27 protein-coding genes, 1 tRNA gene and 2 pseudogenes are annotated in these 24719 nt (G+C 69.5%); 9 read left to right on the top strand and 21 right to left on the bottom strand.

Annotated features, from left to right (window positions below; translation table 11 throughout):
- Positions 1-4: 4 nt before the first annotated feature.
- The 9 genes from L332_RS19170 to L332_RS19130 form a co-directional block, all read right to left on the bottom strand.
- Positions 5-1330, bottom strand: coding sequence for an MFS transporter (locus tag L332_RS19170; RefSeq protein ID WP_021009870.1), 1326 nt, complete (start codon positions 1328-1330; stop codon positions 5-7).
- Positions 1331-1474: 144 nt separating this feature from the next.
- Complete coding sequence (locus tag L332_RS19165; protein ID WP_021009869.1) at positions 1475-2947, bottom strand: NAD-dependent succinate-semialdehyde dehydrogenase; 1473 nt, start codon at positions 2945-2947, stop codon at positions 1475-1477.
- 10 nt (positions 2948-2957) lie between these two features.
- On the bottom strand, positions 2958-4193 hold the full coding sequence (locus L332_RS19160; RefSeq protein WP_021009868.1) for an alpha/beta fold hydrolase: 1236 nt from the start codon (positions 4191-4193) through the stop codon (positions 2958-2960).
- Positions 4190-4987: an N-acyl homoserine lactonase family protein gene (locus L332_RS19155; protein WP_021009867.1), complete on the bottom strand. Its 798-nt coding sequence runs from the start codon at positions 4985-4987 to the stop codon at positions 4190-4192. The genes L332_RS19160 and L332_RS19155 overlap by 4 nt, the downstream gene beginning before the upstream one ends.
- 8 nt (positions 4988-4995) lie before the next feature.
- Positions 4996-5415, bottom strand: a complete 420-nt coding sequence (locus L332_RS19150; protein ID WP_021009866.1) for a carboxymuconolactone decarboxylase family protein — start codon at positions 5413-5415, stop codon at positions 4996-4998.
- Positions 5412-6311 carry an NAD(P)-dependent oxidoreductase gene (locus tag L332_RS19145; protein WP_021009865.1) on the bottom strand — a complete coding sequence of 300 codons (900 nt, stop codon included), beginning with the start codon at positions 6309-6311 and terminating at the stop codon, positions 5412-5414. The genes L332_RS19150 and L332_RS19145 overlap by 4 nt, the downstream gene beginning before the upstream one ends.
- Positions 6308-6973, bottom strand: coding sequence for a GntR family transcriptional regulator (locus tag L332_RS19140; RefSeq protein WP_031223343.1), 666 nt, complete (start codon positions 6971-6973; stop codon positions 6308-6310). The genes L332_RS19145 and L332_RS19140 overlap by 4 nt, the downstream gene beginning before the upstream one ends.
- A gap of 74 nt (positions 6974-7047) precedes the next feature.
- Positions 7048-9258 (bottom strand): MMPL family transporter, encoded by a 2211-nt coding sequence (locus L332_RS19135; protein WP_021009863.1) that lies wholly within the window; start codon positions 9256-9258, stop codon positions 7048-7050.
- Positions 9259-9366: 108 nt separating this feature from the next.
- Positions 9367-9939 carry an isochorismatase family protein gene (locus L332_RS19130; RefSeq protein WP_021009862.1) on the bottom strand — a complete coding sequence of 191 codons (573 nt, stop codon included), beginning with the start codon at positions 9937-9939 and terminating at the stop codon, positions 9367-9369.
- On the opposite strand from L332_RS19130, the pseudogene L332_RS30965 reads away from it, so the two are divergent.
- The 8 genes and pseudogenes from L332_RS30965 to L332_RS19085 form a co-directional block, all read left to right on the top strand.
- Positions 9823-10104: pseudogene (locus L332_RS30965) on the top strand (type II toxin-antitoxin system Phd/YefM family antitoxin); the annotation flags it as partial. The gene L332_RS19130 and the pseudogene L332_RS30965 sit on opposite strands and share 117 nt — an antisense overlap.
- A 300-nt stretch (positions 10105-10404) precedes the next feature.
- A complete protein-coding gene (locus L332_RS30695) occupies positions 10405-10797 on the top strand; it encodes a VOC family protein (RefSeq protein WP_021009861.1) in 393 nt (130 codons plus the stop codon).
- A gap of 90 nt (positions 10798-10887) precedes the next feature.
- Positions 10888-12426, top strand: a complete 1539-nt coding sequence (locus L332_RS19115; RefSeq protein WP_144061015.1) for a tyrosine-type recombinase/integrase — start codon at positions 10888-10890, stop codon at positions 12424-12426.
- On the top strand, positions 12423-12722 hold the full coding sequence (locus tag L332_RS19110) for a hypothetical protein (RefSeq protein ID WP_021009859.1): 300 nt from the start codon (positions 12423-12425) through the stop codon (positions 12720-12722). The genes L332_RS19115 and L332_RS19110 overlap by 4 nt, the downstream gene beginning before the upstream one ends.
- A gap of 301 nt (positions 12723-13023) precedes the next feature.
- Entirely contained in the window at positions 13024-13233 is a 210-nt protein-coding gene (locus L332_RS19105; RefSeq protein ID WP_021009858.1) for a helix-turn-helix domain-containing protein, read from the top strand.
- 62 nt (positions 13234-13295) lie between these two features.
- On the top strand, positions 13296-13583 hold the full coding sequence (locus tag L332_RS19100; protein ID WP_144061014.1) for a hypothetical protein: 288 nt from the start codon (positions 13296-13298) through the stop codon (positions 13581-13583).
- Positions 13580-13999, top strand: a complete 420-nt coding sequence (locus tag L332_RS19095; RefSeq protein ID WP_021009856.1) for a hypothetical protein — start codon at positions 13580-13582, stop codon at positions 13997-13999. Before L332_RS19100 ends, L332_RS19095 begins: the two co-directional genes overlap by 4 nt.
- Before the next feature lie 54 nt (positions 14000-14053).
- A protein-coding gene (locus L332_RS19085; protein WP_144061013.1) for an IS3 family transposase occupies positions 14054-15309 on the top strand; the annotation gives its coding sequence in 2 pieces (ribosomal slippage) (positions 14054-14324 and positions 14324-15309; 1257 coding nt in all).
- A 495-nt stretch (positions 15310-15804) separates the two neighbouring features.
- Here L332_RS19085 and L332_RS19080 read toward each other — a convergent pair.
- Complete coding sequence (locus L332_RS19080; protein ID WP_021009853.1) at positions 15805-16788, bottom strand: arsenic resistance protein; 984 nt, start codon at positions 16786-16788, stop codon at positions 15805-15807.
- Positions 16785-17228 carry a MerR family transcriptional regulator gene (locus L332_RS19075; RefSeq protein ID WP_021009852.1) on the bottom strand — a complete coding sequence of 148 codons (444 nt, stop codon included), beginning with the start codon at positions 17226-17228 and terminating at the stop codon, positions 16785-16787. The genes L332_RS19080 and L332_RS19075 overlap by 4 nt, the downstream gene beginning before the upstream one ends.
- Before the next feature lie 57 nt (positions 17229-17285).
- On the opposite strand from L332_RS19075, the pseudogene L332_RS30690 reads away from it, so the two are divergent.
- Positions 17286-17516: pseudogene (locus L332_RS30690) on the top strand (4Fe-4S dicluster domain-containing protein); the annotation flags it as partial.
- Positions 17517-17535: 19 nt separating this feature from the next.
- On the opposite strand, the gene L332_RS31000 reads toward L332_RS30690, so the two are convergent.
- The 10 genes from L332_RS31000 to L332_RS19030 all read right to left on the bottom strand — a co-directional run bounded on the left by L332_RS31000 (position 17536) and on the right by L332_RS19030 (position 24684).
- Positions 17536-17646 carry a helix-turn-helix domain-containing protein gene (locus L332_RS31000; RefSeq protein WP_021009851.1) on the bottom strand — a complete coding sequence of 37 codons (111 nt, stop codon included), beginning with the start codon at positions 17644-17646 and terminating at the stop codon, positions 17536-17538.
- Entirely contained in the window at positions 17643-17771 is a 129-nt protein-coding gene (locus L332_RS30995) for a hypothetical protein (RefSeq protein WP_021009850.1), read from the bottom strand. Before L332_RS30995 ends, L332_RS31000 begins: the two co-directional genes overlap by 4 nt.
- 357 nt (positions 17772-18128) lie before the next feature.
- Positions 18129-18518 carry a heavy metal-responsive transcriptional regulator gene (locus tag L332_RS19065; protein ID WP_021009849.1) on the bottom strand — a complete coding sequence of 130 codons (390 nt, stop codon included), beginning with the start codon at positions 18516-18518 and terminating at the stop codon, positions 18129-18131.
- Between the two features lie 152 nt (positions 18519-18670).
- Positions 18671-20020, bottom strand: coding sequence for a dihydrolipoyl dehydrogenase family protein (locus L332_RS19060; protein ID WP_021009848.1), 1350 nt, complete (start codon positions 20018-20020; stop codon positions 18671-18673).
- Positions 20021-20111: 91 nt separating this feature from the next.
- Entirely contained in the window at positions 20112-20771 is a 660-nt protein-coding gene (gene merB, locus L332_RS19055) for an organomercurial lyase MerB (protein ID WP_021009847.1), read from the bottom strand.
- 44 nt (positions 20772-20815) lie between these two features.
- A complete protein-coding gene (merA, locus tag L332_RS19050; protein ID WP_021009846.1) occupies positions 20816-22261 on the bottom strand; it encodes a mercury(II) reductase in 1446 nt (481 codons plus the stop codon).
- A 217-nt stretch (positions 22262-22478) separates the two neighbouring features.
- Entirely contained in the window at positions 22479-23006 is a 528-nt protein-coding gene (locus tag L332_RS19045; protein ID WP_021009845.1) for a TlpA family protein disulfide reductase, read from the bottom strand.
- Positions 23003-23935, bottom strand: coding sequence for a cytochrome c biogenesis CcdA family protein (locus L332_RS19040; protein ID WP_021064913.1), 933 nt, complete (start codon positions 23933-23935; stop codon positions 23003-23005). The genes L332_RS19045 and L332_RS19040 overlap by 4 nt, the downstream gene beginning before the upstream one ends.
- A gap of 32 nt (positions 23936-23967) precedes the next feature.
- The gene (locus L332_RS19035) at positions 23968-24312 is read right to left on the bottom strand and encodes a hypothetical protein (RefSeq protein ID WP_021009843.1); all 345 of its coding nucleotides are present in this window, start codon (positions 24310-24312) and stop codon (positions 23968-23970) included.
- 299 nt (positions 24313-24611) lie between these two features.
- Positions 24612-24684, bottom strand: a tRNA-Thr gene (locus L332_RS19030).
- Positions 24685-24719: the final 35 nt, after the last annotated feature.

The following is a 24719-nucleotide window of genomic DNA, read 5'->3' as shown; positions in this document are numbered from 1 at the left end:
TCGATCAGCCGCGCGAGATGTCGCGGCCCTTGGTCTCGGGCAGCAGCGGCCACAGCACGGCGAGCGCGACGATGCCGACGGCGATGACGTAGAACGCCGGCGAGATCAGCAGACCGGTCGCTGCCACGAGCGAGGCCGCGATGAGCGGGCCGGGGCCGGCGAGCAGCGCGTACGCGACGTTGTAGCCGATCGCCGAACCGGTCGCGCGCACCGACGCGGGGAACACCTCGACGAGCAGCACGTTGTTCGTCACCGCGGCCGCCGCGACGAAGAGGGCGAAGGGCACGAGCCCGACGATCACGAGCCACGGGTTGCCGGTGTTCATGAGGGCGAACGCCGGGATGGCCCAGATCACGAGGCCCGCGATGCCGATGTGGTTCACCGGCTTGCGCCCCCAGCGGTCGGCCGCCATGCCCATGAGCGGGTTGAAGATCACGTAGATGACCATGACGACGGCCGTCGCCCACAGGGCCTCGAAGCGCTCCATGCCGACCGCGCCGGTGAGGTGGTTGTTGGCGTACGTGACGAGGTAGTAGAGCGCGACGCCGAAGATGCCGGCGAAGGCGAGGGTCATGACGAACGCGCGCGCCTTGTCGCCGCGGCTCGTGTGCTCGATCTCGTTGGCCTTGCGCTTGCGCTCGAGCTCCTCGTAGACCGGGGTGTCCTCGAGCTTGCGGCGGATGTAGACGGCGACGACCGCCATGAGGAACGAGGCGACGAACGGGATGCGCCAGCCCCACGACTCGAGGGCGGACTGCTCCATGACGGCGGTCAGCAGCACTGCGGTGAGCGTGCCGACGAGGAACGCGAGGCCGGCCGTCGCGGTGATGAGGCTCGCGTAGAGCCCCCGCTTCCCGGCGGGCGCGCTCTCGCCGATGTAGGCGGCCGCGCTCGTCCACTCGCCGCCGACCATCATGCCCTGCAGCAGGCGCAGGATGACGACGATGATGGGCGCCGCGATCCCGATGGCTGCGAACGACGGCACGAGGCCGATGAGCGCTGTGATGATGCCCATCCCCATGACGGTGATGATGAGCACGGCGCGGCGACCGAGCCGGTCGCCCATCGGGCCGAGGAACAGGGCGCCGATGGGGCGCGAGAGGAAGCCGACGGCGAAGACGGCGAGGGCGGAGAGCATCTCGGCCGTGGGGTTGCCGGACGGGAAGAACTGCGCACCGATAATCGCGGCGAAGTAGCCGTAGATGGCGAAGTCGAACCACTCCATGAAGTTGCCGATGCCGACCGCGACCATGCGCTTCCGGCGATCGCTCTTCGAGAGCTGGCGGATGGTTGGCGTGCCGATCTCCTGATCGACGGTGTGCTGCGACATGTGATCTCCCTTGGTCCACTCGCGCGGTGTGATCACATTATCGTCATACGGTAATACTGTCGAGCCGGCTTCGCGGCGGCGCACGAGAGAGGGCGAGCGGTTCCCCGCTCGCCCTCTCTCGTGCCGCCGTGCGGCCCGTCGCCGCTAGGCGAACGGGTTGGGCATGAGCGTGTACTTCGTCTCGAGGTACTCGTGGATACCCTCGGCGCCGCCCTCGCGCCCGAGGCCCGACTGCTTGACGCCGCCGAACGGACCGGCCGCGTTCGAGACGACGCCGACGTTGAGCCCCATCATGCCGGTGTCGATGAGGTCGATCATCCGCTGGCCGCGCTTCGTGTCCTCGGTGAAGACGTAGCCGACGAGGCCGTACTCGGTCGCGTTCGCGAGGCGCACGGCGTCCTCCTCGGTCGAGAAGCGCTGGATCGCGACGACCGGGCCGAAGATCTCCTCGATCGAGACGGCCATGTCGGGCGTGACGCCGTCGAGCACGGTCGGCTCGAAGAACGAGCCGGGGCCGTCGATCGCCTTGCCGCCGGTGACGAGGGTCGCGCCGTCGCCGACCGCCGACTCGACGAGCCGCACCGCGTTGTCGACGGCCTTGTCCTCGACGAGCGGGCCGATCTGCACGCCCTCCTCGGTGCCGCGGCCGATCTTCATCGCCTTGACCGCCTCGCCGATGCGGCGCGAGAACTCGTCGGCGACCGACTCGTGCACGATGAAGCGGTTGGCCGCAGTGCAGGCCTGGCCGATGTTGCGGAACTTCGCCAGCAGCGCGCCCTCGACCGCCTTGTCGAGGTCGGCATCCTCGAAGACGACGAACGGCGCGTTGCCGCCGAGCTCCATCGACGACTTCAGCACGTTGTCGGCGGCCTGCTTCAGCAGCTGCACGCCGACCGGGGTCGATCCCGTGAACGAGACCTTGCGCAGGCGCGGGTCGGCGAGCAGCCGCTCGGAGAGCGCGCCGGTCGACTTGGTCGTGATGACGTTCACGACGCCCTTCGGCAGACCCGCCTCCTCGAGCAGCGCGACGAGCGCGAGCGTCGTGAGGGGCGTGAGCGTCGCGGGCTTCACGACCGCGGTGCAGCCCGCGGCGAGCGCCGGGCCGAGCTTGCGGGTCGCCATCGCGAGCGGGAAGTTCCAGGGAGTGATGAGGAAGCACGGGCCGACGGGGCGGTGCGTGACGATCATCTGGCCGGTGCCCTCGGGCGTCATGGAGTAGCGACCGTCGATGCGCACGGCCTCCTCCGAGAACCAGCGCAGGAACTCGCCGCCGTAGGCGACCTCGCCGCGGGCCTCGGCGAGCGGCTTGCCCATCTCCATCGTCATGAGGAGCGCGAACTCCTCCTTGCGCTCCTGGAGGAGGTCGAAGGCCTTGCGCAGGATCTCGCCGCGCACGCGCGCGGGCGTCCGGGCCCAGGAGTCCTGCGCCGCGACGGCCGCGTCGAGCGCGCGCACGCCGTCCTCGACCGAGCCGTTCGCGATCTCCTTGATCACCTCGCCGGTAGCGGGGTCCCTGACCTCGATCGTGCCCTGCTCACCGTCGACCCATTCGCCGCCGATGAAGAGCTTGCCGTGGATGCCGTCGAGCACCTGCATCTCGGTGGTGGTCGCGCTCATGCGAACTCCTTCAACTGGTTGTGTCCATCGTATCCGCCGGGGGTCGCTCGCTCCGGAGCACGCGAGCGATCGCCCGCTCGAGGTGCGGCGCGAACGCCGCGGGGTGCTCGGCGTGCGGGAAGTGGCCGAGCTCGGGCATGAGCTCGAACGACGAGTTCGGGATGCGGTCCGCGAGCTCGCGAGATGCGGCTGGTGGCACGCTCGTGTCGAAGGCGCCCGACAGCACCGCGACGTGCGGCGACTCGGGCGTGAGCAGGTGCTCGACCTCGTCGAGATCCCACTGCTGGTATCCGGTGATGTCGGCGTCGTAGACGCCGTAGGCGCCGGACGAGTAGCCCCACCACACGCGGTCGCGGTGCTCGAGCGGCGAGGCCGGGTTCATGAGCCCGTAGGTCCACTCGGGCACGTGGAGCGCCTGGTTGACGACCGCGGAGCGCAGCGCCGGCGTGCTGCGGCCGCGCACGCTGGGGCCGGCCTGGCACGAGACAGCGCCTGCGAAGCGGTCGGGGTGCAGCGCGATCGCCCGCACGACGGCCGCGCCCGCCATCGACGGGCCGAGCAGGATGGGCCGCCGCAGGTCGGCGGCATCCGCGATCGCGACGATGAGCTGGGTGTACGTCGCGGAATCGAGCCGGTACTCGAGCGGATCGACGCCGGGCACGGGCGTCGACTTGCCGTGCCACGGGAGGTCGACGGCGATGAGCTCGAAGCGGTCCGTGACATCGGTCTCGGCGACGAGCCCGTGGTACTGGCTCGAGTCGCTGCCGGCGGTCGCGAGGCACAGCACTTGCGGGCCGGTGCCGGCGCGCTCGACGAAGACGTCGGATGCGCCCTGCGGCCCGTCGATGCGGACGTACTGCCCGCGCAGCGACAGCGGTCGGCGCTCGGGGGCCCGGGGCGCGGCGGCCGCCGGGCGGATCGCCTCGACGATGCGGCGCACGAGGTGCAGGTGCTGCGCGAAGGCGAGCTCGTCGCCCTCGACGCTCGCACGGCCGTCCCGCACGAGTGCGAGCACGTGCTGATCGCCCGCGCTCGGCTCCGCGGCGAGCAGCGCCGACCACGCCTCGTCCGCCATGGCGATCGAGCAGTCGGCGGCTCTGCCCGCGGCGACGCGCCCGTCGTGGAGGCGGAGGACGTGCTCGCCGCTGCTGTCGCGCAGCGCGATCGTGACGTCGGCACCGCGGCTCGCGGCGGCGAGGCGCGCGTCGGCGCGGCAGCGCTCGACGACGTCGGCGGGCAGGCTCACGCGCGCCGGCCGATCACGCCGGCGAGCCCCGGCAGCGGCTCGCCGAGCGGCTCGAGCCCATCGAGCGTGCCCGCATCGTGGCCCGTGAGCACGAGCGCTGCGTCCGTCTCGCGGATCCGATCGAGCACGCGGTACGACTGCGGCACGTCGGCCATCGACACGAACGGCATGTCGCGCTCGAGCTCCTCGACGAAGTGCGCCGCGTCGCTCGCGATCAGCACCGTGCCGGCGCTCGTGGCGACCGACACCATGGCCTGGCCCGGGGTGTGGCCGCCCACCTCGACGAGCTCGACCCCCTCGGCGATCGTCGCCGTGCCCGAGAAGGGGCGGAGCCTTCCCTCCGCCTCGGCGCGCAGCAGCTCCTCGATCTCGGCGGGATCGCCGAAGTGCGAGAAGAGCGGCCGGTCGGCGACGTCGCTCGTCCAGAAGTCGAGCTCTGACCGGGCGATGTGGATCTCCGACGACGCGAACGCCGGCAGGTTCCCGATGTGGTCGTAGTGCGCGTGCGTCACGACGACGGGCACGCCGGAGCCCGGCTCGATCCCGAGGCGCCGCAGCGCATCCACGGGGTCGATGAGGATCTCGCGGCCGCGCGCGGTCGCCCCCGCCTCCGAGTACCCGGTGTCGACCACGATGGCCTCATCGCCGCGGCGGAGCACCCACAGGAAGTAGTCGAGCCGGAACGGCCCGTCGTCTTCCCCGTAGAAGGCGTAGTTGAGGAAGACCTCGCTGCGTCGGGTGCTGCGCGTGCCGTGGCGGATGACCACGACCTCCCACGGCTCGTGCGATGCCATGGCGCGAGCTACTCGCCCGAGCCGGAGCCGCCCTCGTGGACGGCGACGGTCGGCTCGATGCCATCGGCGCCGACGACCTCCCGCCATGCCTCGAAGCCGGTCTGGAACGCGACGATGCCCGCCTCGGGCAGGGCGATCTCGATCGCCTCGAGGATCTCGGTCGGCGTGAGGCCGAGGTCGAGCGCGACCCGGATGTGCGACTGGATGTGGCCCTTCGAGGCGCGCATGACCGTCAGCGAGACGATGAAGATGAGCTCCTTCGTCTTGCGGTCGAGCGTGCGCTGGTCGAGGTAGGCGGCGGAGACCATGTGGTTCGCCGCCTGCAGCACCGGGAAGTCCTGCTTCGCCATCACCTTGTGGTAGTCGAGGACGTAGCCGCGCTTGCGCGCCATGTCGTCGATGTACTCCTGCGGGTCGATGTCAGTCATCGTGCGTGCCCTTCGTCGATGGAGATCCCGGTCGTCCGCGTGTACACGCGCGCGATCTCGGTGTGGTCTGCGTGCTCGCCGAGCGCCGATCGGCCCTCCGAGAGCGTGTCGAACGCCGCGCCCGTGACCGGTGCGAATCCGACCTCGTCGGCCATGCGCCTCGCGATGCCCATGTCCTTGAGCATGAGGTCGTACGCGAACTTCGAGGCGTACGTGCCGGGCAGGATGTGCTGCGGGAACTTGACCTGCGTCGCCTGGCTCATGCCGGTCGAGGCGTTGAGCACCTCGATCATCGCCGCCGGCTCGATGCCGAAGTGCTTCGCGATGAGCACCGCCTCCGTCGCGGCCGCGATGTTCGTCGCGCTGACGAGGTTGTTGAGCGCCTTGGCCGCGTGGCCGGCGCCGGCTGGCCCGACGTGGACGATCGAGTTGCCGACCGTCTCGAGGTGCGGCATGGCGCGCGCGACCGCGTCGTCCGTGCCGCCCGCCATGATGGTCAGCTCACCCGTCTCGGCCTTCGCGATGCCACCGGAGACCGGCGCGTCGACGTAGTCGACGCCGCGCTCCCCCGCGGCGGCGGCGAGCGACCGCGTGCTCCCGGGCTCGCTCGAGCCCATGTCGATCACGAGCGACCCCGCGGGCAGGCGCTCGAGGAGCGCGCCCTCGCCGGTGAGCGCATCCTCGACGTGGCGGCTCGTCGGGAGCATGAGGATCACGACGTCGACGTCGGCGCCCTCGCTCACGAGGTCGGCCACCGGCCGGGCGCTCGAGCCCTCGACGACCGCCGAGACGGCGTCGGGGAACACGTCGAAGACGTGCGTCTCGAACGCCTCCGCGTGGAGTCGCGCCATCGGCGCGCCCATGCGCCCGAGGCCGAGGAAGAGGGTGTGGCTCATGCGATGTCCTTCGCGCGGGTGCTGAGGTGGTCGAGGGCGATGCTCGATGCGGCCATGACGTGCGCAACGGAGAGCCGGTAGGCCGCATCCTCGTCTCGCCGCGCGATGGCGTCGACGACGGCGCCGAGCTCGGCGCGCATCGCGGCCTGCCGGTCGGGCGCACCGAGGGTCACGGCGCGCAGCTGGCTGATGCGCGCCTGCACGTTGGCCAGCTGCTCGCCGATGATGTGGTTGCCGCTCGCGGCGATGAGCGCGACGTAGAAGCCGTTCTTGATGGCCAGCAGCGCGTCGATCTCGTCGGGGCGCTGCTCCGGGATCGAGTCGAAGGCCGCCCGGAGCGCGGCGATCTGCGCGTCGTCGGCGTTGCGCGCCGCGAGCCGCGCGGCGGTCGCCTCGAGCGCCGCGCGCACCTCGTAGAGCTGCCGGGCCTCGTCGAGCGTCAGCTCGGCGACGACCGGGCCGACACCCGGCTGGATGCGGATGAGCCGCTCGCTCTCGAGCTGCCGCAGGGCCTCGCGCACGACGGTCCGGCTGACGCCGAGGCGCTGCTCGATCGCCTTCTCCGTGATGCGCGCGCCCGGCACGAGCTCCCCGCGCACGATCGATGCGCGCAGCACCTCCACCGCCTGCTCCCGCAGGGGCGCAGCCTTCCGTTCCAGCATCGACGCCGCCTCTCGCTCACACCAACCGTATTATCGTCATACGATCGGCGCAAGCCGCGACCGCGCACCCGAGGTCAGCGCGACGCGGCGGCGCTCACCTCCGCGTCCGATCGGTCCGCCGCGGGAGTGCGCGGCTCCCTCGCGAGCTTCGACGGCCACCAGGTCTTCGGCCCGATCTCGAGCGCGAGTGCGGGCACGAGCAGCGAGCGGACGAGCGTCGTGTCGATGAGCACGCCGAGCGCGACGATGATCGCGAGCTGCAGCAGGAACAGCACCGGGATGACGCCGAGCGCCGCGAAGGTGGCCGCGAGCACGACGCCCGCCGAGGTGATGACGCCGCCGGTCACGCGCAGGCCGCGGAGCACGCCCGCGCGGTGGCCGCGCTTGCCGACCTCCTCGCGCACGCGGGTCATGAGGAAGATGTTGTAGTCGACGCCGAGCGCGACGAGGAACACGAACGCGAACAGCGGCACCGCCGGATCCATGTCGGGGACCCCGAGCCACTGCAGGATGATCGCGCCGACGCCGAGCGCCGTGTAGTACGACAGCACGGTCGTGGCCAGCAGCACCGCCGCAGCCACGATCGAGCGCAGCAGCACCATCAGGATGAGCCCGATGACGAGCAGCACGATCGGGATGATGACGGCGCGGTCGCGCGAGGATGCGTCGTTCGTGTCGATCGCGGTCGCGGTCGTGCCGCCGACGATCGCCTCGTCGGTGACGTCGTGCGCCGCCTCGCGGATCTCGCGCACGACCTCCTGCGCCTCGGTCGAGTCCGGAGCGTCGACGAGCGTCGCCTGCAGCAGCACGCTGCCGTCGACGACGGTCGGCTCGAACGCCGCGAACGGCGACGCGGGATCGGCCGGCCACGGGAGAGTGCCCGAGGGCGAGTCCTCGCTCGCGAGCGCGAGGCTCTCGACGCCGTCGATGTCGGCGACCGCCTCGGCGACCGCGTCGAGCTCGCCCTCGGGCGCGACGATCTGCGTAGGGGTGCCGGAGCCGCCGGGGAAGTGCGCCGAGAGCAGCGCCTGGCCGTCGCGGGCCTCCGACTCGCCGACGACGAAGTCGCTCGAGGGCACGCCCTCGGCGCGCAGCTGCGTGACGCCGAGCGCGCCGGCGCCGAGCACGAGCGCCGTGACGATCCACACCGTGCGGGCGCGGCGATCGACGAGGTTCGAGACCGCGCCCCACAGACCCTCGCCGTCGGCCTTGACGCGCGGCTTCTCGGGCGTCGGCGCGACCGGCCAGAAGGCGACGCGGCCGAAGGCGAGCAGCAGCGCCGGCAGCAGGGTGAGCCCCGCGAGGATCGAGGCGGCGATGCCGATCGCGGCCACCGGGCCGAGCTGCTGGTTCGAGACGAGGTCGCTCAGCAGGAGGCACAGGAGGCCCGCGATGACCGTGCCGCCCGACGCGATGATCGGCTCGAACGATCCCTTGAGCGCGGCGACGGTCGCTTGCCAGCGCGATCGTGTCTGCCCGAGCGCCTCGCGGAAGCGCGCCGTGTAGAGCAGGCCGTAGTCGGTCGCCGCACCGACGACGAGGATGAAGAGGATGCCCTGCGTCTGCCCGCTGAGCGTGAGCACCTCCGCCTTCGCGAGCTCGAAGACGACGAGGATCGCGAGGCACAGCGCGGCGACCGAGGTGAACAGCACGAGGATCGGCAGGAGCGGCGAGCGGTAGACGATCACGAGGATGACGAGCACGGCGCCGAGGGCGACGAGCAGCAGCAGCCCGTCGATGCCGCCGAAGGCCTCGGCGATGTCGGCCGTGAAGCCGGCCGGGCCGGTGACCTTCGACTCCACGCCGGGGCCGAGGTCGGTGTCCGCCACGAGCGCGCGCAGCTCGCCGACGAGATCGCCCACCTCGCCCGACTCGCCGGAGCTGTCGAGCAGCGCCACGATCTGCGCCGCCTGACCGTCCTCGCTCGGCACGACCGGCGACGCCTGCACGACGCCCTCGAGCGCGGCGATCTCCTCCTGCAGCCCGGCGATCGACTCGAGCGCGGTCGCGTCGAGCTCCTCGTCCGAGGCGGCGACCACGATCGCGGGGATCTCATCGTCGCCGAGGAACTCGCCGAGCTGCTCCTGCACGAGCGTCGACTCGGCGCTCGACGGCAGGAAGCTCGCCTGGTCGTTGGACACGACGCTCGAGAGGCTGCCGAAGGTGGGCCCGCCGATGCCGGCGGCGGCGAGCCAACCGAGGATCAGGGCCGCGGGGAGCAGGACGCGCAGCCACCTGGGGACGCGCGAGGACGATGACGAGCGGGGCGTGGATCGCGTGGACACTTAGCCAGTCTATCTGTTAGGCGGTCTATGTAAAGTCCGGGCAGCCGAACAGCGAGGCGTCGAGACCGAACCACAGACAGCCTACACGTAGACTGGCTACAGCTCACGCTAGTGTCGGCGCGCGACCTGCACGCCGCCGTCGCGCATCTCGTCGAGCGCCGTCGCGCGCGTCTCCGGCGACACCGCCGAGGTGAGCGCGTCGATCACGGTGACCGTGATTCCCGCGAGCGCAGCGTCGAGCGCCGACGCCTTCACGCAGTAGTCGGTCGCGATGCCGACGACGTCGAGCTCGTCGATCCCCTGCTCCTCGAGCACCTCGCCGAGCGTCTCGCCGTCGTCGGTCGTGCCCTCGAAGGCCGAGTAGGCGGGCTTGCCCTGCCCCTTCTTGACGTGGACGTCGATCGCGAGCGCGTCGAGCGCGGGGTGGTAGTCGGCGCCCGGCGTGCCCGCGACGCAGTGCACGGGCCACGTGCCGACGAAGTCGGGCTCCCCCGCGGCGAAGTGGCCGCCGTTGTCGTTGTCGCCGTCGTGCCAGTCGCGGCTCGCGACGACGAGGTCGTAGGAATGGGTGCGGAGGTGCTCGGTGATCGCGGCGGCGACCGCCGCTCCGCCCTCGGTCCCGAGCGCGCCGCCCTCGGTGAAGTCGTTCTGCACGTCGACGATCAGGATGCCCTTGGCCATGACGCCAGAGTACGACGAAGCATCCGCGCTGCGCGGTGCTGCGTTCCACGCGAGGAACCGATCAGCCACCGCGAGATGCGCAACCGCAGCAGCGAGGTGCTGCGAGCAGTGGCCGCCGGCGAGTCCTCCACCGTCACGAACCATGGGACCCCAGTCGCACGGCTCGTCGCTGTGGAGCGCGTCCCGACCGAGCTGCCGATCGCTCGGCGGGCCTCTCGGCACGGCGGCTTCGCCGCGCTGCGTCGACACGTGGTCCGGCGCGACCCGCCGCAGATGGCCGTCTCGTCGATCCTGGACGGGGCATCGCTCTACGGAGCCGTCCGCGAGCCTCTGCTACGAGCCTCTGAGGGGCGGCGACGTACGACGATCGGCTCGCAGACGCCGCGCGGTCCATCGGCCTGGCGGTGGTCGCCCCGTCCTGACGCATCGTTCCGCCCGGCGATCACCGCCACTATCGTGACCCCCATGGTGTCGCGCACGGCCAACTTCTGCTTCGACGCATCCGACCCCATCGCGCAGGCGCAGTGGTGGTCCCGCGTGCTCGACGACTTCGAGGTCGTGCTCGACGGCGCGTGGAACGAGCACGAGGCCGAGCTGCGCGGCCCCGGCGGCCGCTGGCTCGAGTTCCTCAAGGTGCCCGAGCCCAAGGTCGTGAAGAACCGCATGCACGTCTGCCTCCGCCCGGTCGGCACGACGTGCGACGCGGAGGTCGAGCGCATCGTCGGCCTGGGCGCGAGCGTCGTCGACGACCGCCGCGGATTCGAGGACGGCGGATGGGTCGTGCTGGCCGACCCGGAGGGGAACGAGTTCTGCGTGCTCGCGACGCCGGCCGAGGAGGCCGGCATCGCTCGCACTTAGCTCGGGCGGAGACGACGAAGGCCCCGCGGATGCGGGGCCTTCGTGCTGGTGCCGCCTCGGAGAATCGAACTCCGGACCTATTCATTACGAGTGAACGGCGAGCTTGAAGCCTGGCGACGCTGCGTGTTGCGATTTGACGCTGGTTTGGTGCGAATCTGGAGCCGCAACAACGGTCGGCAACACGACGCTACAGCGGTCGACAACCGCCTTCTCGGTGTAGGTTTACGGTGCACCAACGGAAAGGGCATCGTGTCTCAGATCGGACGGCCGGCTGGCAGCGGCAAGGGCAGCACCATCAAACTGGCCAACGGGCGCTTCCGCGCGCAGCGTACGGTGAGTGACGAGTGGGGCACGACGAAGCGGCTCGAGGCGGTAGCAGCCACCAAGACCAAGGCACAGAACGCGCTCGACGCGAAGGTGCAAGCTTGGCGATCGAGCCACGTGAAGCCCGCGCGTCGCCGCACGTTCGGGTCCTGGGCCGAGGAATGGATGTCGGCTCTCGAGACCCGAGGCACCCGGACCAAGACGAAGAAGCCGCTGGCACTGTCGACCGTGCGCGCTTACCGATCGACCATGAGCAACCACGTCCTGCCTCACCTTGAGAAAGCTGCACTCTCGGCCATCGACGTGCCGATGATCGAGCGGATGCTGGCTGCGGTGGCGCAGTCGACATCGAAGTCGAAGCCGGGAACCCCGCTTGGACCAGACACTGCCCGGAAGGCTCTGGCAGTGCTGCAGTCATGCCTAGCCGATGCCGAGCATCTTCGACTCGTTCCCGAGAACGTCGCCAAGCAGGTACGCCCCCCGGAGACCCCGAGACGGGCCGAAACATGGGCGACGCCTGACCGGATGCGCGATGTCCTCGACCAGCTACTCGCCGCCGAGCCCCCACCGCATGCGTTCTCTGCCCCTGTCGGCGAGGGACGAGGTCGACGGGGCAGCCGCGTCCGGCCGTGGTGGCAGTACCGGTCGGTGCTCGCCGCCCTCATCCTGACTGGCGCTCGCCCAGGGGAGCTCCTCGGACTGCGACGGAAGCTCGTCGAAGTCGACGAGGATGGCGAGATGTACCTCGGGCTCTCGTGGCAGCTGGAGGAGCCTGACTGGGCATGCGGATGCGGCGAAGCGTGCGTTGCAGCGGCCAACTGCCCGAAGCGCGAGATGGAACTGCTGGCCTCTAGCAAGTACGACCGGATCATCGGCACCCGCGCAGACGACAATCTGGGCCTCGAGATCTCGACCGCCCGAGTTCTGTCGCGGCCGAAGTCCGACGCCGGCAACCGCGACTTCCACGCGTACCCCGAGCTGCGGCACGCGATCGAACTCGCGCTCGCTGAACCCGCGCGATGGGGTCTCGTGTGGGAGAACCGGGGGCAGCCGATGACGGAAGCGACGCTCCGGCGGGCATGGAAAGACCTGGCGGTCGCGTTCGACCTGGGCGCGGGCTCGAAGCCGTACGACGCCCGGCACTCCTTTATCGACCATCTGCACCTCAGCGGGGTTCCTATCGAGATCGCCATGGCGATGGTGGGTCAGACCTCGCAACAGGTGCACCGCGGATACCGCACCGCGCAGAAGCGTGCGGCGACGCGGGCCGGCACGGCGCTCCTTTCCAAGGGGGCTCGCCGGTGACGCGCTGGTCGGAAGCGGATCAGCTCAGCTTCCGGATCCAGGAGCTTGAGTCGCGCGTCAAGCAGCTCGAGAAGGTGGTCTCCTCTGCTACGCGCGAGCCACGGTGGGCCGACGTCTACCAGGTGGCGGAGCATCTCCGCGCCAGCACCCGGCTCGTGCGCGATCTGACCAAGAGCGGCGTACTGACCCGCTACGGGCGTCCGCGGCTCTACCGCTGGGACCTCAACGAGGTGGATGCGGCGTTCCTCGGTCACACGCTCGACACGATGTTCGGCGGCCGCTTTAGTGGAACATAGTGGAGTGTTTGGCGACCTCCGCGAAATCGGCCAATATGCTCCTGCACGCGCTGGGACTGAATCCCGGTACTAAAACGAACGGCTTGCCCCTTGGGGCGGGCCGTTTTTTTGTGCCGTCTCGCAGCTCTCACTGAGCCGCGCGCGGTGCTCAGCGCATCACAAAGGGCCGTCGACGACGGCCCATTTGCATACCCTGAGAAGCCTCAAGAAGGGCCGTCGACGACGGCCCTTCTTGCATTCTCCGGGATATTCGCCCTCTACAAGAGCCCGCTTCGACCGCGGGCGGCAGGAGATAGCACTGATGGACACGACCATGACCGGCATCACCTCGACTGCGACGACGACGCGTTGGTGCACGGTGAAGGAGATCGCCACTCACCTCAACATCCACCGCACGAGCGTGTACAAGTGGGTGCGCGAGCGGAACATGCCCGTATCGGGCTTCAGTGGCAGCCTGCGCTTCGATGTGAATGCGGTCGACGCGTGGCTCCGCACGAACGGCGCTGCCTGATGGGGACGATCCACCTCGGTCCTGCGACCGAGCGTTCCTTGACCGCCATGTGGGAGGGTCTCGTGAGCCAGCGCCTGGGGCTGCACGAGCTCCATGCGGCGTCACCGGCCGCGATGGGGCTGTGGACGCACGGCTACGACGTGGGTGTGGGTACTATGCGCGAGCCGCTGCTGCAGGCGCGTCGCGACAGCGACCGCGCGTGGCTGTACGCGATGAACGGCAAGGAGCGCGCCGCTGAGTTCGAGCGCCGGATGACCCGGGCGATCGCCTCCTGCCCGCCTGACGTCGAGCCTCACGGCGTCGCCTACTTCACGCACGTCCTCCGTGGCGCCGCAGGGCTTGCCTCATGATGGCCGGGACCACCGAAGCCTTCACGCAAGCCCTCTACGTCGACGCGTCGCTCGTTCTCGAAGGTGGCTATGAGCGTCGAGAGCCGACCCGAGGGGCCACGCGCGTTGACGGGCTGCGGCTGCTCTATGCCGGCGCGGTTAACGGCCTCGTTGGGGACCCCGAAACGGGCAAGACGCTCATCGCCACGGCGATCGCGGCGGAGGGCCTCGCACGCGGTGAGTCCGTGCTCTGGATCGACGTCGACCACAATGGGCCCGCGGCAACGCTGGCACGGCTGCGCCGGTTCGGGGTGCCCAAGGCAACCTTGACCGACCCGGCCCTGTTCAGGCTGGCCGTTCCCGATGAGCAGAGCGCTGTACTGCACGTCGTGGCAGAGGCCGAGCTGTGGCAGCCGGCACTCGCCGTGGTCGTCTGAACCGTCCCCGGTTTGATGCCGGTTCCTTTCGAGTCTGGAAGGAAGATGGTCATCATGCCGAAGCAGATCCCGGAGGAGACGAAGCAGCGAGCGGTCCGGCTCGTGCTCGACCATCTCGATGAGTATCCGAACCTGACGACCGCGTGCGAGACGGTCTCGAAACGGCTCGGCTTCGGGGCCGAGTCGCTGCGCCGATGGGTGCGGCAGGCGCAGGTCGACGCCGGCGAGCGGCAAGGCGCATCGACGAGCGAGTCGGAGCGCGTGCGGCGGCTGGAGCGGGAGAACCGTGAGCTGCGCGAGGCGAACGCGATCCTGCGGGACGCGGCGGTTTTCTTCGCCGGGGAACTCGACCCCCGACGCCGCTGATCGTCGCGTTCATCGACGAGCAGCGAGCCAAGGGCCGCGCGGTCGAGTCGATCTGCCAGGTCCTGCGCGAGCAGGGCGTGCGGGTCGCCGCGCGGACCTACCGGGGGTGGAAGCGCGCCCAGCCCAGCAGCCGAGACCTTGCCGACGCGGTTGTGATCGACGCGCTCCTGGCGACCGTGGGCACGCCGGAGGGTATGTACGGGCGGCGGAAGATGACGGCGCATCTGCGCCGGAGCGGCCACGACGTGTCCCAGCGGCGCGTGGACCGGCTCATGCGTGATCTCGGCCTCAACGGCCGGGTCCGCGGACGCGGCGTGCGGACGACGGTCCCGGATCGGAACGCCGAGCGCGCGCCGGATCTGCTCGAGCGCGACTTCACCGCGCTGGCCCCCAACCAGCGCTGGGTGGCGGACTTCACCTACGTGCGCACCTGGGCCAGGTTCGTCTATGTGTCGTTCGTGATCGACTGCTTCTCGCGCGCGATCGTCGGCTGGCAGGCCGCGACGAGCAAGACGACACCGCTGGTGACCACGGCGCTGCGCATGGGTCTGTGGCGGCGCGACCGGGCCGGGCGTGCGGCCGGCGACGGCCTGATCCATCACAGCGATGCCGGGTCGCAATTCACGTCCGTGAGCTTCGCCGAGACGCTCGCGCTCGAGGGCATCGCCGCCTCGATCGGATCGATCGGTGACGCCTACGACAACGCGCTCGCCGAGTCCACGATCGGGCTGTTCAAGACCGAGGCGATCCGCGACGACTCACCGTTCCGGACCGGACCCCTCAAGCAGCTCGAGGACGTCGAGTGGGTGACGGCCGAGTGGGTCGACTGGTACAACGCCAGACGCCTGCACACGACCCTCGGCGACGTCCCGCCCGAGGAGTTCGAGGCCGCGTACTACGCTGACCTCGAAACGCCATGCCACCCGGCGCTGGCACCCGCATAGGAGCGGCAGAGAACCGGGGACGGTTCAAAACGGGCCTTCGCGCTACGAGCGGCTCCTTGCAGCGCGGTCACGTCGCACGTGGCCCCCGAATGCCGCGCGATCTGAGGACGCTCTCGATCGATGTCTCACAGGGGGGGGAGGGAGGCCTAGCGCAGGTCCCGCCCGTACCGCTTCGCGTTCTGGTGCTCGCGCTGTGTACGAGTCTGGGGGGTTTTTTCGGCCCGCCGATGCTACGGAAGGGGAGCCGCACGACCTCGTACCCGGCAACCCCGAGCGGCCGCGTTGCGCCGGTGTGCTTGGACGATCACCTCGTTCGGCTACCGCCGCACCCGGCGAGCAGACCCCTAGAGTGCACTACGCGCCGTCACCAACGGAGCCGGCGAGCACCAGAAACAAGGGCGGTCGCAACCAATTAGCGCATTGCTATTTCTTCGGGAGTTGAACCGGGCGGGTGTGGTGGCGCGCGGGCCTCCTAGTGCTCGCGAGTCTGTGTAGCTACTCGCGCGAGAGGGACGCCGGTTCTGGGGCGAGGCGTGGGACGAAGCGGACGAGGAAGACCATGGCGATGAGCTCGACGAGCGTCTGGGTGACGACGGCGAGGGGTGCGAGGCCGAGCGTCGGCGGGAGTGCGAGTGCGAGGGGCAGGACCACGAGGGAGTTCCTCGTCGCCAGGGAGAACATCACCGCCCGCGTCGCCGGCACGTCCAGCCGTGCCGCGCGGCCGGCGAGCAGGCCGGCAGCGACGGCGATGACGACGAAGACGACGAAGAGCGGCAGCACTCGGACGAGGTTCGTGATCTCGGACCCGACGGCGGCGATCTGAGAGCCGATGACGATGGCGAGGGTGAGCATCATGAGGGGCGCCATCGCGCCGGCCATCGTGGTCTCGATGCGATGTCCGATCGGGTGGCGACGGCTGATGCCCTGCACGATCGCGGCGCCCGCGAGGGGCACGACGATCAGCAGCAGGAAGGCCTCGGCGAATGGCGCGACGTCGATCACGGCGAGCAAGTCGGGGCCGACGAACAGCAGCAGGTAGAGCGGCAGCAGAAGCAGTTGGACGAGCATCAGCAGCGGTGCGGCTGCGAGGAGGCGGGCTCGGGCGCCGCCGGCGAGTCCGGTGAACACGATGACGTAGTCGATGCACGGCGTCAGCAGCACGAGCAGCACGCCGAGGGTCAGGGCGCGGTCGTCGGCGACGACCCGCGATAGGCCCCACGCGATGGCGGGCACGGCGACGAAGTTCGCGATCAGGACGGTCAGCATGAAGCGTGAGTCGCGGAATGCGCGGCCGACGTCGATGAGCGGCACGCCGAGGAAGGTCGCGAACAGCAGCGCCATGAGCACCGGCTCGATCGCGTGCTCGAGCGTCGGTGCGATCTGCGGCGCGACGAGCCCAGCGGCCGCCCCCGCCGCGATAGCGGCGAGATAGAGGGGGATCTGATGCCGATCCCACCGCTCGACGAGGCGCGTGATCATCGTCGGATGCCCGATCGGTCGGGGCGGGCGGGGTCGCATGCGTCGCTGCGGAGGAGCACGCATTCGCTCCGGCACTGGGTGCCGCTGTCGGGGCACTGGTCGGCGCTGCGGGAGGCGGCGTCGAGCCGGGTGGGGAGGCGTTGCAGCGCGTAGAGGCGTGCGTCGACCTCGCGCAGGCGCGCTGCGATCCGGGGGCGGAACGACTCGCGCACCTGCGTGCAGGTGTCGCTCTCGACGACGTCGAGCAGCGCGGCGATCTCGGGTAGGGACAGGTCGAGCTGCTTGGCGGTGCCGACGAACGCGAGCCGCTCGAGCACCTGCGCGTCGTAGTCGCGAGGGCCGTTGCGTTCCCGGTCGGATGCGATGAGGCCGATGCGCTCGCAGCAGCGCAGCGTCGACGCGGGCACGCCGCTGTGTCTGGACACTTCGGAGATCCGCACGGGAACACGCTAGACGTTGAAGTCGGGTGCAATGCCTACCGTCGAGGCATGACCTAGGTGATCGCGTTGCCGTGCGTCCAAGAGACGGACCGTTCGTGCGTCGACTGCGGCGCCTGCGAACCTGCCCGGCCCGTCGAGGCCATCCAATACAAGGACGACCTACCAGAGCAGTGGAGTGACTGTTACGTCAACGTGCAGTTCTTCGAGACGATTGGCTCACCCGGCGGCGCAGCGAAGCTCGGCCCGCTCTCGTTCGACCATCCAACGCTCGCTGCGCTCCCGCCCCAGACCTCCCCGCGGTTCGTCGCTAGGGGCGGGTGCCGGCGCGCTCGATGGCGCGGAGGACCGTCGAGCGGGCGACGCCGAAGAGCTCGGCGATCTCGGCGCTGGTGTGGGTGCCCTGCTGATGCAGTCTCACGAGGTGCGCTTCCTGCGCGGTGAGAGCTTCGGCTTCTTCCCACGGAAGCGCCCCTTCGCCTTCGCAACCGCCATTCCCTCGCGGGTGCGCGCCCGGATGAGGTTCGCTCCGAACGCCGCGACCATGCCGAGCGCCTTGAACGGCAGCCGGCCACAGGGTCGGTCGGGCCGTCGATGCTGCCGCAACGTGCCCCAGTTACGGAACGCCTATTGGGCACGTGGTTGCCGCTGACACCCGTGCTGCTGAAGAAGGCTGCGATCGAGGGGCAGAAAGACTCCGCGGCCGTCCCGATCGCACTCACTTCCGCGGGTCCGCGTGTTGGGCGGTCCGTCATGCGCCCGGCCTGGCCGTCGGCGGGGCTGTCCGTGGATGTAGTGCCGCAGCCGCCGGAACCCGAAGGGGCGGTGACGCGGTCCTCATCCTGAGCGGTGGCAGGCGATCACTTTTCGTATGGGCCCGGGGTCGAACCGCGGTCGCCAGGGTTACAGATAGCTGCAGATCCGCTGGGCGTCGCACCGGTCGGGGTCGCCTTCCGCTGCTCTCTTGTAGTGCTCGGCAACGGTTTCCCGGACAGCGGTCAGCTCGGCGATCTGCCGGTCCAGGCCGGCCAGTTGCTGGGCCAGTTGATGGGTCAGATGAGTGCAGGGGGCCTGTCCCGCGTCGCGGACACGGAGGATGTCGCGGATCTCGGCCAGGGGCAGTCCGGCGACCTTGCCGCGGTGGATGAACTCTAGTCTGTCGACGGTCTTGTCCGGGTAGTCGCGGTAGCCGTTGGCGGAGCGCTCGGCCGGTGGGAGCAGTCCCTGGCTCTCGTAGAACCTGAGGGCCTTGGTGGTCATGCCGACGGCTGCAGCCGCCTCTCCGATACGCATGGTTTCTCCCAGTCCTGAGATGGCCTTTGAATCCCAACAATGGTGGAAATGTCTGTGCGGGGTAGCCTCCGCTGCGATGAAGCGGGTATGGAACCGTTCCTGTGGGAGGCTCCGGTGGCTGTCGTGGGGCACGTGGAGTCGGCACGGGGGCGTCAAACTTCCAGCTGCTCCAACGCGGCCTGGTAGGCCTCATGGTAGGTCGGGAACTGAGCGACCTGGTCCAACAGGGTCTGCAGCGATAGTTGCGCCCTGATGGCCAGGGAGGCCTGGTGGATCCACTCACCGGCCTGCGGCCCGATCGCCCACGCCCCGATCAGCACCTTCCGCTCGGCGTCGGCGAGCAGACCCAGATGTCCGCGAGGGTCCTGCTCGTAGGTCCAGGGCCGCGCGATGGCGTTGGACAGGTCCAGTTCGGTGGCAGTGGTGCGGATCCCGCGCTGCGCGGCCTGCTGCTGCGTGAGGCCGGCAGCGGCGATCTCTGGGTCGCCGAACACTACTCGGGGGATCCCGTCATAGGTGGCGGCGTGGGCGCGGCCCAGGATGGCGTCGGCGGCGATCCGCCCTTGATACTTCGCCACGTGGGTGAACGGCATCACCCCGGTGACGTCGCCGATCGCCCATAGGTTCTCTCCCGCCCGTGCGTGCTCGTCGATGAGCACTTGGCCGTGCTCGCCCAGTTGTGCCCCGGCGTGTTCGAAGCCCAGGCCCTGGGTGCGGGGCTTGCGGCCGGTGCCGAAGATCACGACGTCGGCGGCGACCTCGGTGCCGTCGTCGAGTTCGATGACGCTGTCCTCGCCGTCACGGCGTGCCTTGGCCGCCGAGGTGCTCAAGCGGATGTCCACACCGGTCTGGGCGAGGTAGTCGTGGACGAGTTCTCCCACCCGGGGGTCCTCTCGGTTCAGCAGGAGGTCCCCGCGGTGGACGAGGGTGACCTGCAGGCCGAAGTGGGCTAGGAACGTGGCGGTCTCCACTCCGACGGCGCTGCCGCCGACGATGACGGCGCGCTGCGGCAGGTCGTGAGTCGTGTAGGTCTCCCGGTTGGTCCAGGCAGTGATCTCTTCAATCCCCTCGATCGGGGGGATCACGGGTTCAGAGCCGGTGGCGATGATGATGTGCTCGGCGGTGATCTCCCGGTCCCCTGCCTGGATCCGCCCCGGTCCGGTGACGTAGGCCTCGTCCTTGATGACGGTGGCGCCCTGCCTGTCGTAACCCGCAACCTGGGCCGAGTCGTCGAGGTTGCGGATCATGTAGTCCCGGTACTCCCTCGTGGCGTCCCAATCCACCTCGGCCCCGGAGACACCCGCAGCCTTGCGGACCTCGGCGCGTGCCTCGGCCGGACGCAGCACCGTCTTGGAGGGAATGCACGCCCAGTAGGCGCACTCTCCGCCGATCAGCTCCCGCTCCATCACGGCAACCTTCTTGCCTGCTTTGATCAGGCGGCTGGCTGCCACTTCACCACCGGGACCCATGCCCAGGACCGCCACGTCGAAATGTTCGCTCATGATCTTTCTCCTTCAGACTCGGGGGATCATTCGGTTCTACTCGTCGAGCTCGTCGTGACGGCGCAGTCAGTGGCGTAGCGCGACGTGCGGTTCAGCAGCAGCCGCCGTCCGCCCCGTTGCCGAAAGTGTCGCTGTTGGCTTGGGCGAGCATCTGCAGGGCCAGGGCGGTGGCCAGCTGGTAGGCCTGCGCCACTGGGACCACACTGGCCCCGGGGTGGCTCTCCACCCAGGGGGCGGCGTCGCCAGCGGAGGCGAAGAAGTGGACCTGGTGGCAGAACGCCGAGCGGATGGAGCTGAGGTCCTCGGGATTGACCAGGGAGACCACGGCGGTGGCCGGCTCCAGGCTTGTGACCCCGGAGCCGTCGACGCTGAGCCGCACCGGCTCCCCGGTGGCGTGGTCGGCCGATTCGATCCGGGCCGGGGCCCCGAGGATGGTGGGGAAGATCAGCGTGTCCAGGGCGCACCAGGTATAGAGCTGCTCCCCGCCGGTCTCGTAGCGGTGCGGGGTCGCCCGCTGGGTCAGACCCAGGCCGATGATCCGCCCCTCACCGTCGTACTCGATATCGGGCACCGCTTCCACGGCTCCACGGACCTCCTGGACTGGGCGGCCCACCGCGGTTGCCAGGTCCTCAAGGATCACCGGGTTGCCCTGGGCCAGCAGCCGCAGCATCGGCATCCACAGCCATGGCTGCATCCCCGACTCGGCGGTGGCCAGCCGTTCGGTTACCTGGCGAGCGTCGGGGTTCGTCATATCCATTCCTTCCGGGCTCTGGTGTGCTGGGGAGGGTGTGGCTCTCACGCGGCGCAGCAGGAGAGTTTCGAGACGTCGGTGCGGAACGACTGGGCGGCGATCTTGAGGCCCTCGGCCATCGTCAGGTACGGGCACCAGAGGGTCGCAACCTGGTCCACCGTCATCCCGGCGGACAGGACGTAGACCCCAGCCGCGGCCAGGTCCCCGGCCTCCTTGGCCACCGCGGTGATCCCGACGATCCGCCCGGTGTCGGCGTCGGCGACGATCTTGACGAAACCCCGGGTGTCACGGTTCACCAACGCCCTCGGGACGTATTCCAGGGGCAGCACCCGACACTCACACCGGATGCCCGCCTCCCTCGCCTGCTTATCGGTCATGCCCACCGCGCCCACAGCCGGAGAGGTGAAGGTGACGCGAGGCAGGTGGGTGTAATCGATCCGTTGCCCAGCGTCGTTGAAGGCGTTCTCCACCGCGGTGACTCCATGGGCCGCGGCCACGTAGACGAATTCTGGGTGCCCGGTGACGTCCCCGGCCGCCCAGATCCGGGGGTTGGAGGTCGCCAACGTGTCCTGCACGATGATCTCCCCACCTTCCCCGGTGGCGACCCCGACCGTTGCGAGGCCAAGGCGTTCGGTGACCGCCCGGCGCCCGGTAGCCACCAGCAACCGGTCCGCGGTGTACTCCTCGCGCCCGGCGCGGGTCGTGGCGGCCACGACGACGCCACCGGTGACCGGGTCGGTGGCCACGGACTCGACGACAGCCCGGCGCACCACTCGGAGGCCCTCATCGGCGAAGACACCCATGAGGGTTTTCGAGACCTCGGGCTCCTCGCCGGAGAGCAGCCGGGAGCGGGCCAGCACCGTGACCTTTGAGCCCAGCCGGGCGAAGAGCTGGGCCTGCTCCAGGGCCACGTAGCCCCCGCCGAGCACGATCATCGACTCTGGAACCTCCTGCAGCTCCATCGCCGTCGTCGAGGTGAGGTAGTCGACCTCAGACAGACCATCGACCGGAGGAGCCCACGGGGCCGAGCCCGTCGCCACCAGATAGTGGCGGGCCCGCAGCGTTTCCACTGCCCCGCCGCCATCGGTGATCTCCAGCACCGGGTCCTCGGCGCTGCCGGTGAACGTGGCGTCACCTTGCCGCAGGCCCCACCCGTACTCGTCGATCAGGTCTACGTACTTCTCGGAGCGCATCCACTCCACCAGATCGTCCTTCCCCGCCACCAACCCGGACATGTCCACCCGACCGACGGACGTGCTGACGCCGGGGAACCTGACCGACGCGTCCAGGGCAACATGATGGGCATCGGCGGCGGCCAGCAACGCCTTGGACGGCACGCACCCGGTGTTCACGCAGGTGCCCCCGATGGTGCCCCGCTCGATCATGACCACGCGCTGGCCCAGGTTGGTCGCCCGGATCGCGGCGGCGAACGCGCCACCACCAGAGCCGATGATCGCCAGATCGAACTCGGAAGCGGCAGTTTCGGGCACAGGAACCTCCACAGATGGTTGAGGAAGAGCTTCCACAGGAGCCTTCCTGTTGTCGGGCTATACCTACTGTGCACCTTCCCCTTCGGGAGAAGGTCAAGGGGCCCGCCCGAAAGGAGATGAAGAAGAGGCCGGTCAGTCAGGCGCCTGCGCCCAGCCGGAACCGGCCAAGCAACGTCGGGTCGACGGTTGAACTAACGGGGCGCGGGTGAGCTACGGGTCAGCGGAGCGCTTCGTCCAGGAATGCCCGCAGCGCCTCGGCCTCCATAGGCATGCCGTCGGCCCGGGCCAGAACCTCACCATCCGGGGCCACGACCACGGTGGAGTCCAGCGAAGTGATGCCGTAGCGGCTGGTGAGCCGCCCGGTCAAATCCACGACGTACGGATGCCCGGGTGCCCCAACGGCGGTACGGAACCGATCCACCTCTATCTCAGAACCCTCCGGGGTCACGTCCACCGCTACGAACCGGACCTGATCGGCAAGCTCTTCCTCCAGCTCGTCCATCGCCGTCGCCTGTGGGACGCAGGAGGCGCACCAGCTGGCCATGAAATACAGCACCGTCGCGCGGTCGGAAGGCACCACCACCGCCTCGCCGTCGACGGAGGTGATCTCCACCGGCACATCCCCGGCCACGGTGGGGGCCTGATCGCCTCGGTTCAGGGCGATGACCACCAGGACTGCCACCAGCACCGCGGCCAGGCACAGGGCGACAGTGGTGTAAACGCGGCGGTTGCGGATGCGGGTCATTGGGTTCCTCCCTGCTTGTCGGGGCCGCTGGAAGGCTCCAGGGCCTGCGGGTCCGGCGCGCAGCACGAGTCCGGGTCGCCGTCGATGTCCTCGGCTACCCGCGCGGGGCGTCCGGTCCGGGCAGCGGGACGGAGGCGCCGGGACAGCACGGCGGCCAGGAGCACAGCAAGGATGGCTGCCCCAGTCAGTGCAGGCCAGGCGCGAACTACGAGCTCGGTGACGGCCACACTCGCTGCGCTGATCGGTGTGGCCAAAAAGCCCAGCCACGACCCGGCCGTCCCGCCGGACAGGGCCGGAAGCCAGTAGAGCATCAGGTACAGGCCGGCCAGTATCAGCGCGATCGCGCTGAGGCGATGCACCAGGGGCAGTAGCCGTTGCATGCGCCTGGCCAGGGAGTGATGGGCCAGTGCCGCGCTGACCGACAGCAGCATCAGCACCACCGAGGACCCCGCGGCGTAGGCGGCGAAGACGGCTAGCAACCCGATCAGGCTGCCCGTGGCAGTGGCCTGAGCCGCAACGACCAACAACAGCGCCAGGCTGCACGAGAGCGCGGCAACCGCGTAGGCGATCCCGTAAGCGAAGGCCCCTTTAAGGCCGGAGCCTGGCTTGTCCCGTGTGAGGAACCGGTTGAGGTTCAGCCGGGACCCGGACAGTCGCCACCCGGCCAGCATGCCCAGCCCGGCGACCATCAGCACGCCGCCGATACCCACCGCCGCCCACGGCATCGCTGAAGCGATAGAACGCAGCCCCACCGCCACCAACAAACCCGCGGAGATAAACACCATGGAGAATCCCGCGCTCAGCGCGGCCCCAGAACGCACCCCGACCCACAATGGTCGCGAGCCTCCTGTCCGGGAGCCAGCGCCGATGAAATACGCCAGGTACGTCGGCAGCATCGCGAACCCGCACGGGTTGACCGTCGCCAGCATCCCCGCCAAGAACGCTAACCCCCACGAACTGCTCACTTGCCGGCCTCCGTGCCCCCCACAGCCGGTGCCCGATCCGGCGCCTCCGGCCCGTACTCGCTGCGGGCAACGGGATGCTGGTCCGGGACGCAACAATCAGCCCTATCACTACTGGTACCTGCACCGCGGCGGCGGATGAGCCAGACCACCAAGCCCACGACCAGCACGCCCGCGCCGGCGGCCAACCCGGCGTTGCCGGTCGCAAGACTCGCGCCGCTCATCCCGCCGAAGACTCCGGCGGCGATCAAGAGCGGCAGACCGCAGCACAGCACGTGCAAGATCACGAACCCGCCCGCAGCGACGTAGGTGAACCTGCGCGCATTCTTCGATGTGGTGGACATGCCCGGCTTCCCTTCAGTGCGTCGCCACCTACTCCCGTTGCGGCGACGCGAGGTTCCAACTGCTCTGGTGAAACCACTGTCCACCTTTCCCCATAGGGGAAGGTCAAGGGGAGAATCCCACGGGGCGACAGATCCCACGGCTACCGATCAGGGCCCGCTCGCATAGCTGTCCGGAACTCGATGAAAGCGATCTGCTGGACGCCTGGACGATCCCCGTCCGCACCCAAAATCGAAGGCCCCGCATGCTTTCCGGTGCACTTTTTCGGTGTACCGGCCAGCGCTGCGGGGCCTATTCCTTGTGCCGCCTCGGAGAATCGAACTCCGGACCTATTCATTACGAGTGAATCGCTCTGCCGACTGAGCTAAGGCGGCGTGCCGAGGCACGATCAACGATACTACCGCATGCC

The organism is Agrococcus pavilionensis RW1 (assembly GCF_000400485.1).
Classification (GTDB): Bacteria; Actinomycetota; Actinomycetes; order Actinomycetales; family Microbacteriaceae; genus Agrococcus; species Agrococcus pavilionensis.
Note: the sequence above shows the minus strand (reverse complement) of the source record. Positions and strands in the feature narration are given on the sequence as shown.

Excerpts from the sequence above, each read along its gene's own strand:
- L332_RS19095 (WP_021009856.1), top strand. The coding sequence starts at position 13,580 with ATGATGGCCGGGACCACCGAAGCCTTCACGCAAGCCCTCTACGTCGAC.
- L332_RS19150 (WP_021009866.1), bottom strand. The coding sequence starts at position 5,415 with ATGACTGACATCGACCCGCAGGAGTACATCGACGACATGGCGCGCAAG.
- L332_RS30995 (WP_021009850.1), bottom strand. The coding sequence starts at position 17,771 with ATGGTCGCGGCGTTCGGAGCGAACCTCATCCGGGCGCGCACCCGCGAG.
- L332_RS19165 (WP_021009869.1), bottom strand. The coding sequence starts at position 2,947 with ATGAGCGCGACCACCACCGAGATGCAGGTGCTCGACGGCATCCACGGC.
- L332_RS19040 (WP_021064913.1), bottom strand. The coding sequence starts at position 23,935 with ATGCTGGCGACGGTCAACCCGTGCGGGTTCGCGATGCTGCCGACGTAC.
- L332_RS19105 (WP_021009858.1), top strand. The coding sequence starts at position 13,024 with ATGGACACGACCATGACCGGCATCACCTCGACTGCGACGACGACGCGT.
- L332_RS19060 (WP_021009848.1), bottom strand. The coding sequence starts at position 20,020 with ATGAGCGAACATTTCGACGTGGCGGTCCTGGGCATGGGTCCCGGTGGT.
- L332_RS19140 (WP_031223343.1), bottom strand. The coding sequence starts at position 6,973 with ATGCTGGAACGGAAGGCTGCGCCCCTGCGGGAGCAGGCGGTGGAGGTG.
- L332_RS19035 (WP_021009843.1), bottom strand. The coding sequence starts at position 24,312 with ATGTCCACCACATCGAAGAATGCGCGCAGGTTCACCTACGTCGCTGCG.
- L332_RS19155 (WP_021009867.1), bottom strand. The coding sequence starts at position 4,987 with ATGGCATCGCACGAGCCGTGGGAGGTCGTGGTCATCCGCCACGGCACG.
- L332_RS19130 (WP_021009862.1), bottom strand. The coding sequence starts at position 9,939 with ATGGCCAAGGGCATCCTGATCGTCGACGTGCAGAACGACTTCACCGAG.
- L332_RS19170 (WP_021009870.1), bottom strand. The coding sequence starts at position 1,330 with ATGTCGCAGCACACCGTCGATCAGGAGATCGGCACGCCAACCATCCGC.
- merB (WP_021009847.1), bottom strand. The coding sequence starts at position 20,771 with ATGACGAACCCCGACGCTCGCCAGGTAACCGAACGGCTGGCCACCGCC.
- L332_RS19045 (WP_021009845.1), bottom strand. The coding sequence starts at position 23,006 with ATGACCCGCATCCGCAACCGCCGCGTTTACACCACTGTCGCCCTGTGC.
- L332_RS19145 (WP_021009865.1), bottom strand. The coding sequence starts at position 6,311 with ATGAGCCACACCCTCTTCCTCGGCCTCGGGCGCATGGGCGCGCCGATG.
- L332_RS30695 (WP_021009861.1), top strand. The coding sequence starts at position 10,405 with ATGGTGTCGCGCACGGCCAACTTCTGCTTCGACGCATCCGACCCCATC.
- L332_RS19065 (WP_021009849.1), bottom strand. The coding sequence starts at position 18,518 with ATGCGTATCGGAGAGGCGGCTGCAGCCGTCGGCATGACCACCAAGGCC.
- L332_RS19080 (WP_021009853.1), bottom strand. The coding sequence starts at position 16,788 with ATGATCACGCGCCTCGTCGAGCGGTGGGATCGGCATCAGATCCCCCTC.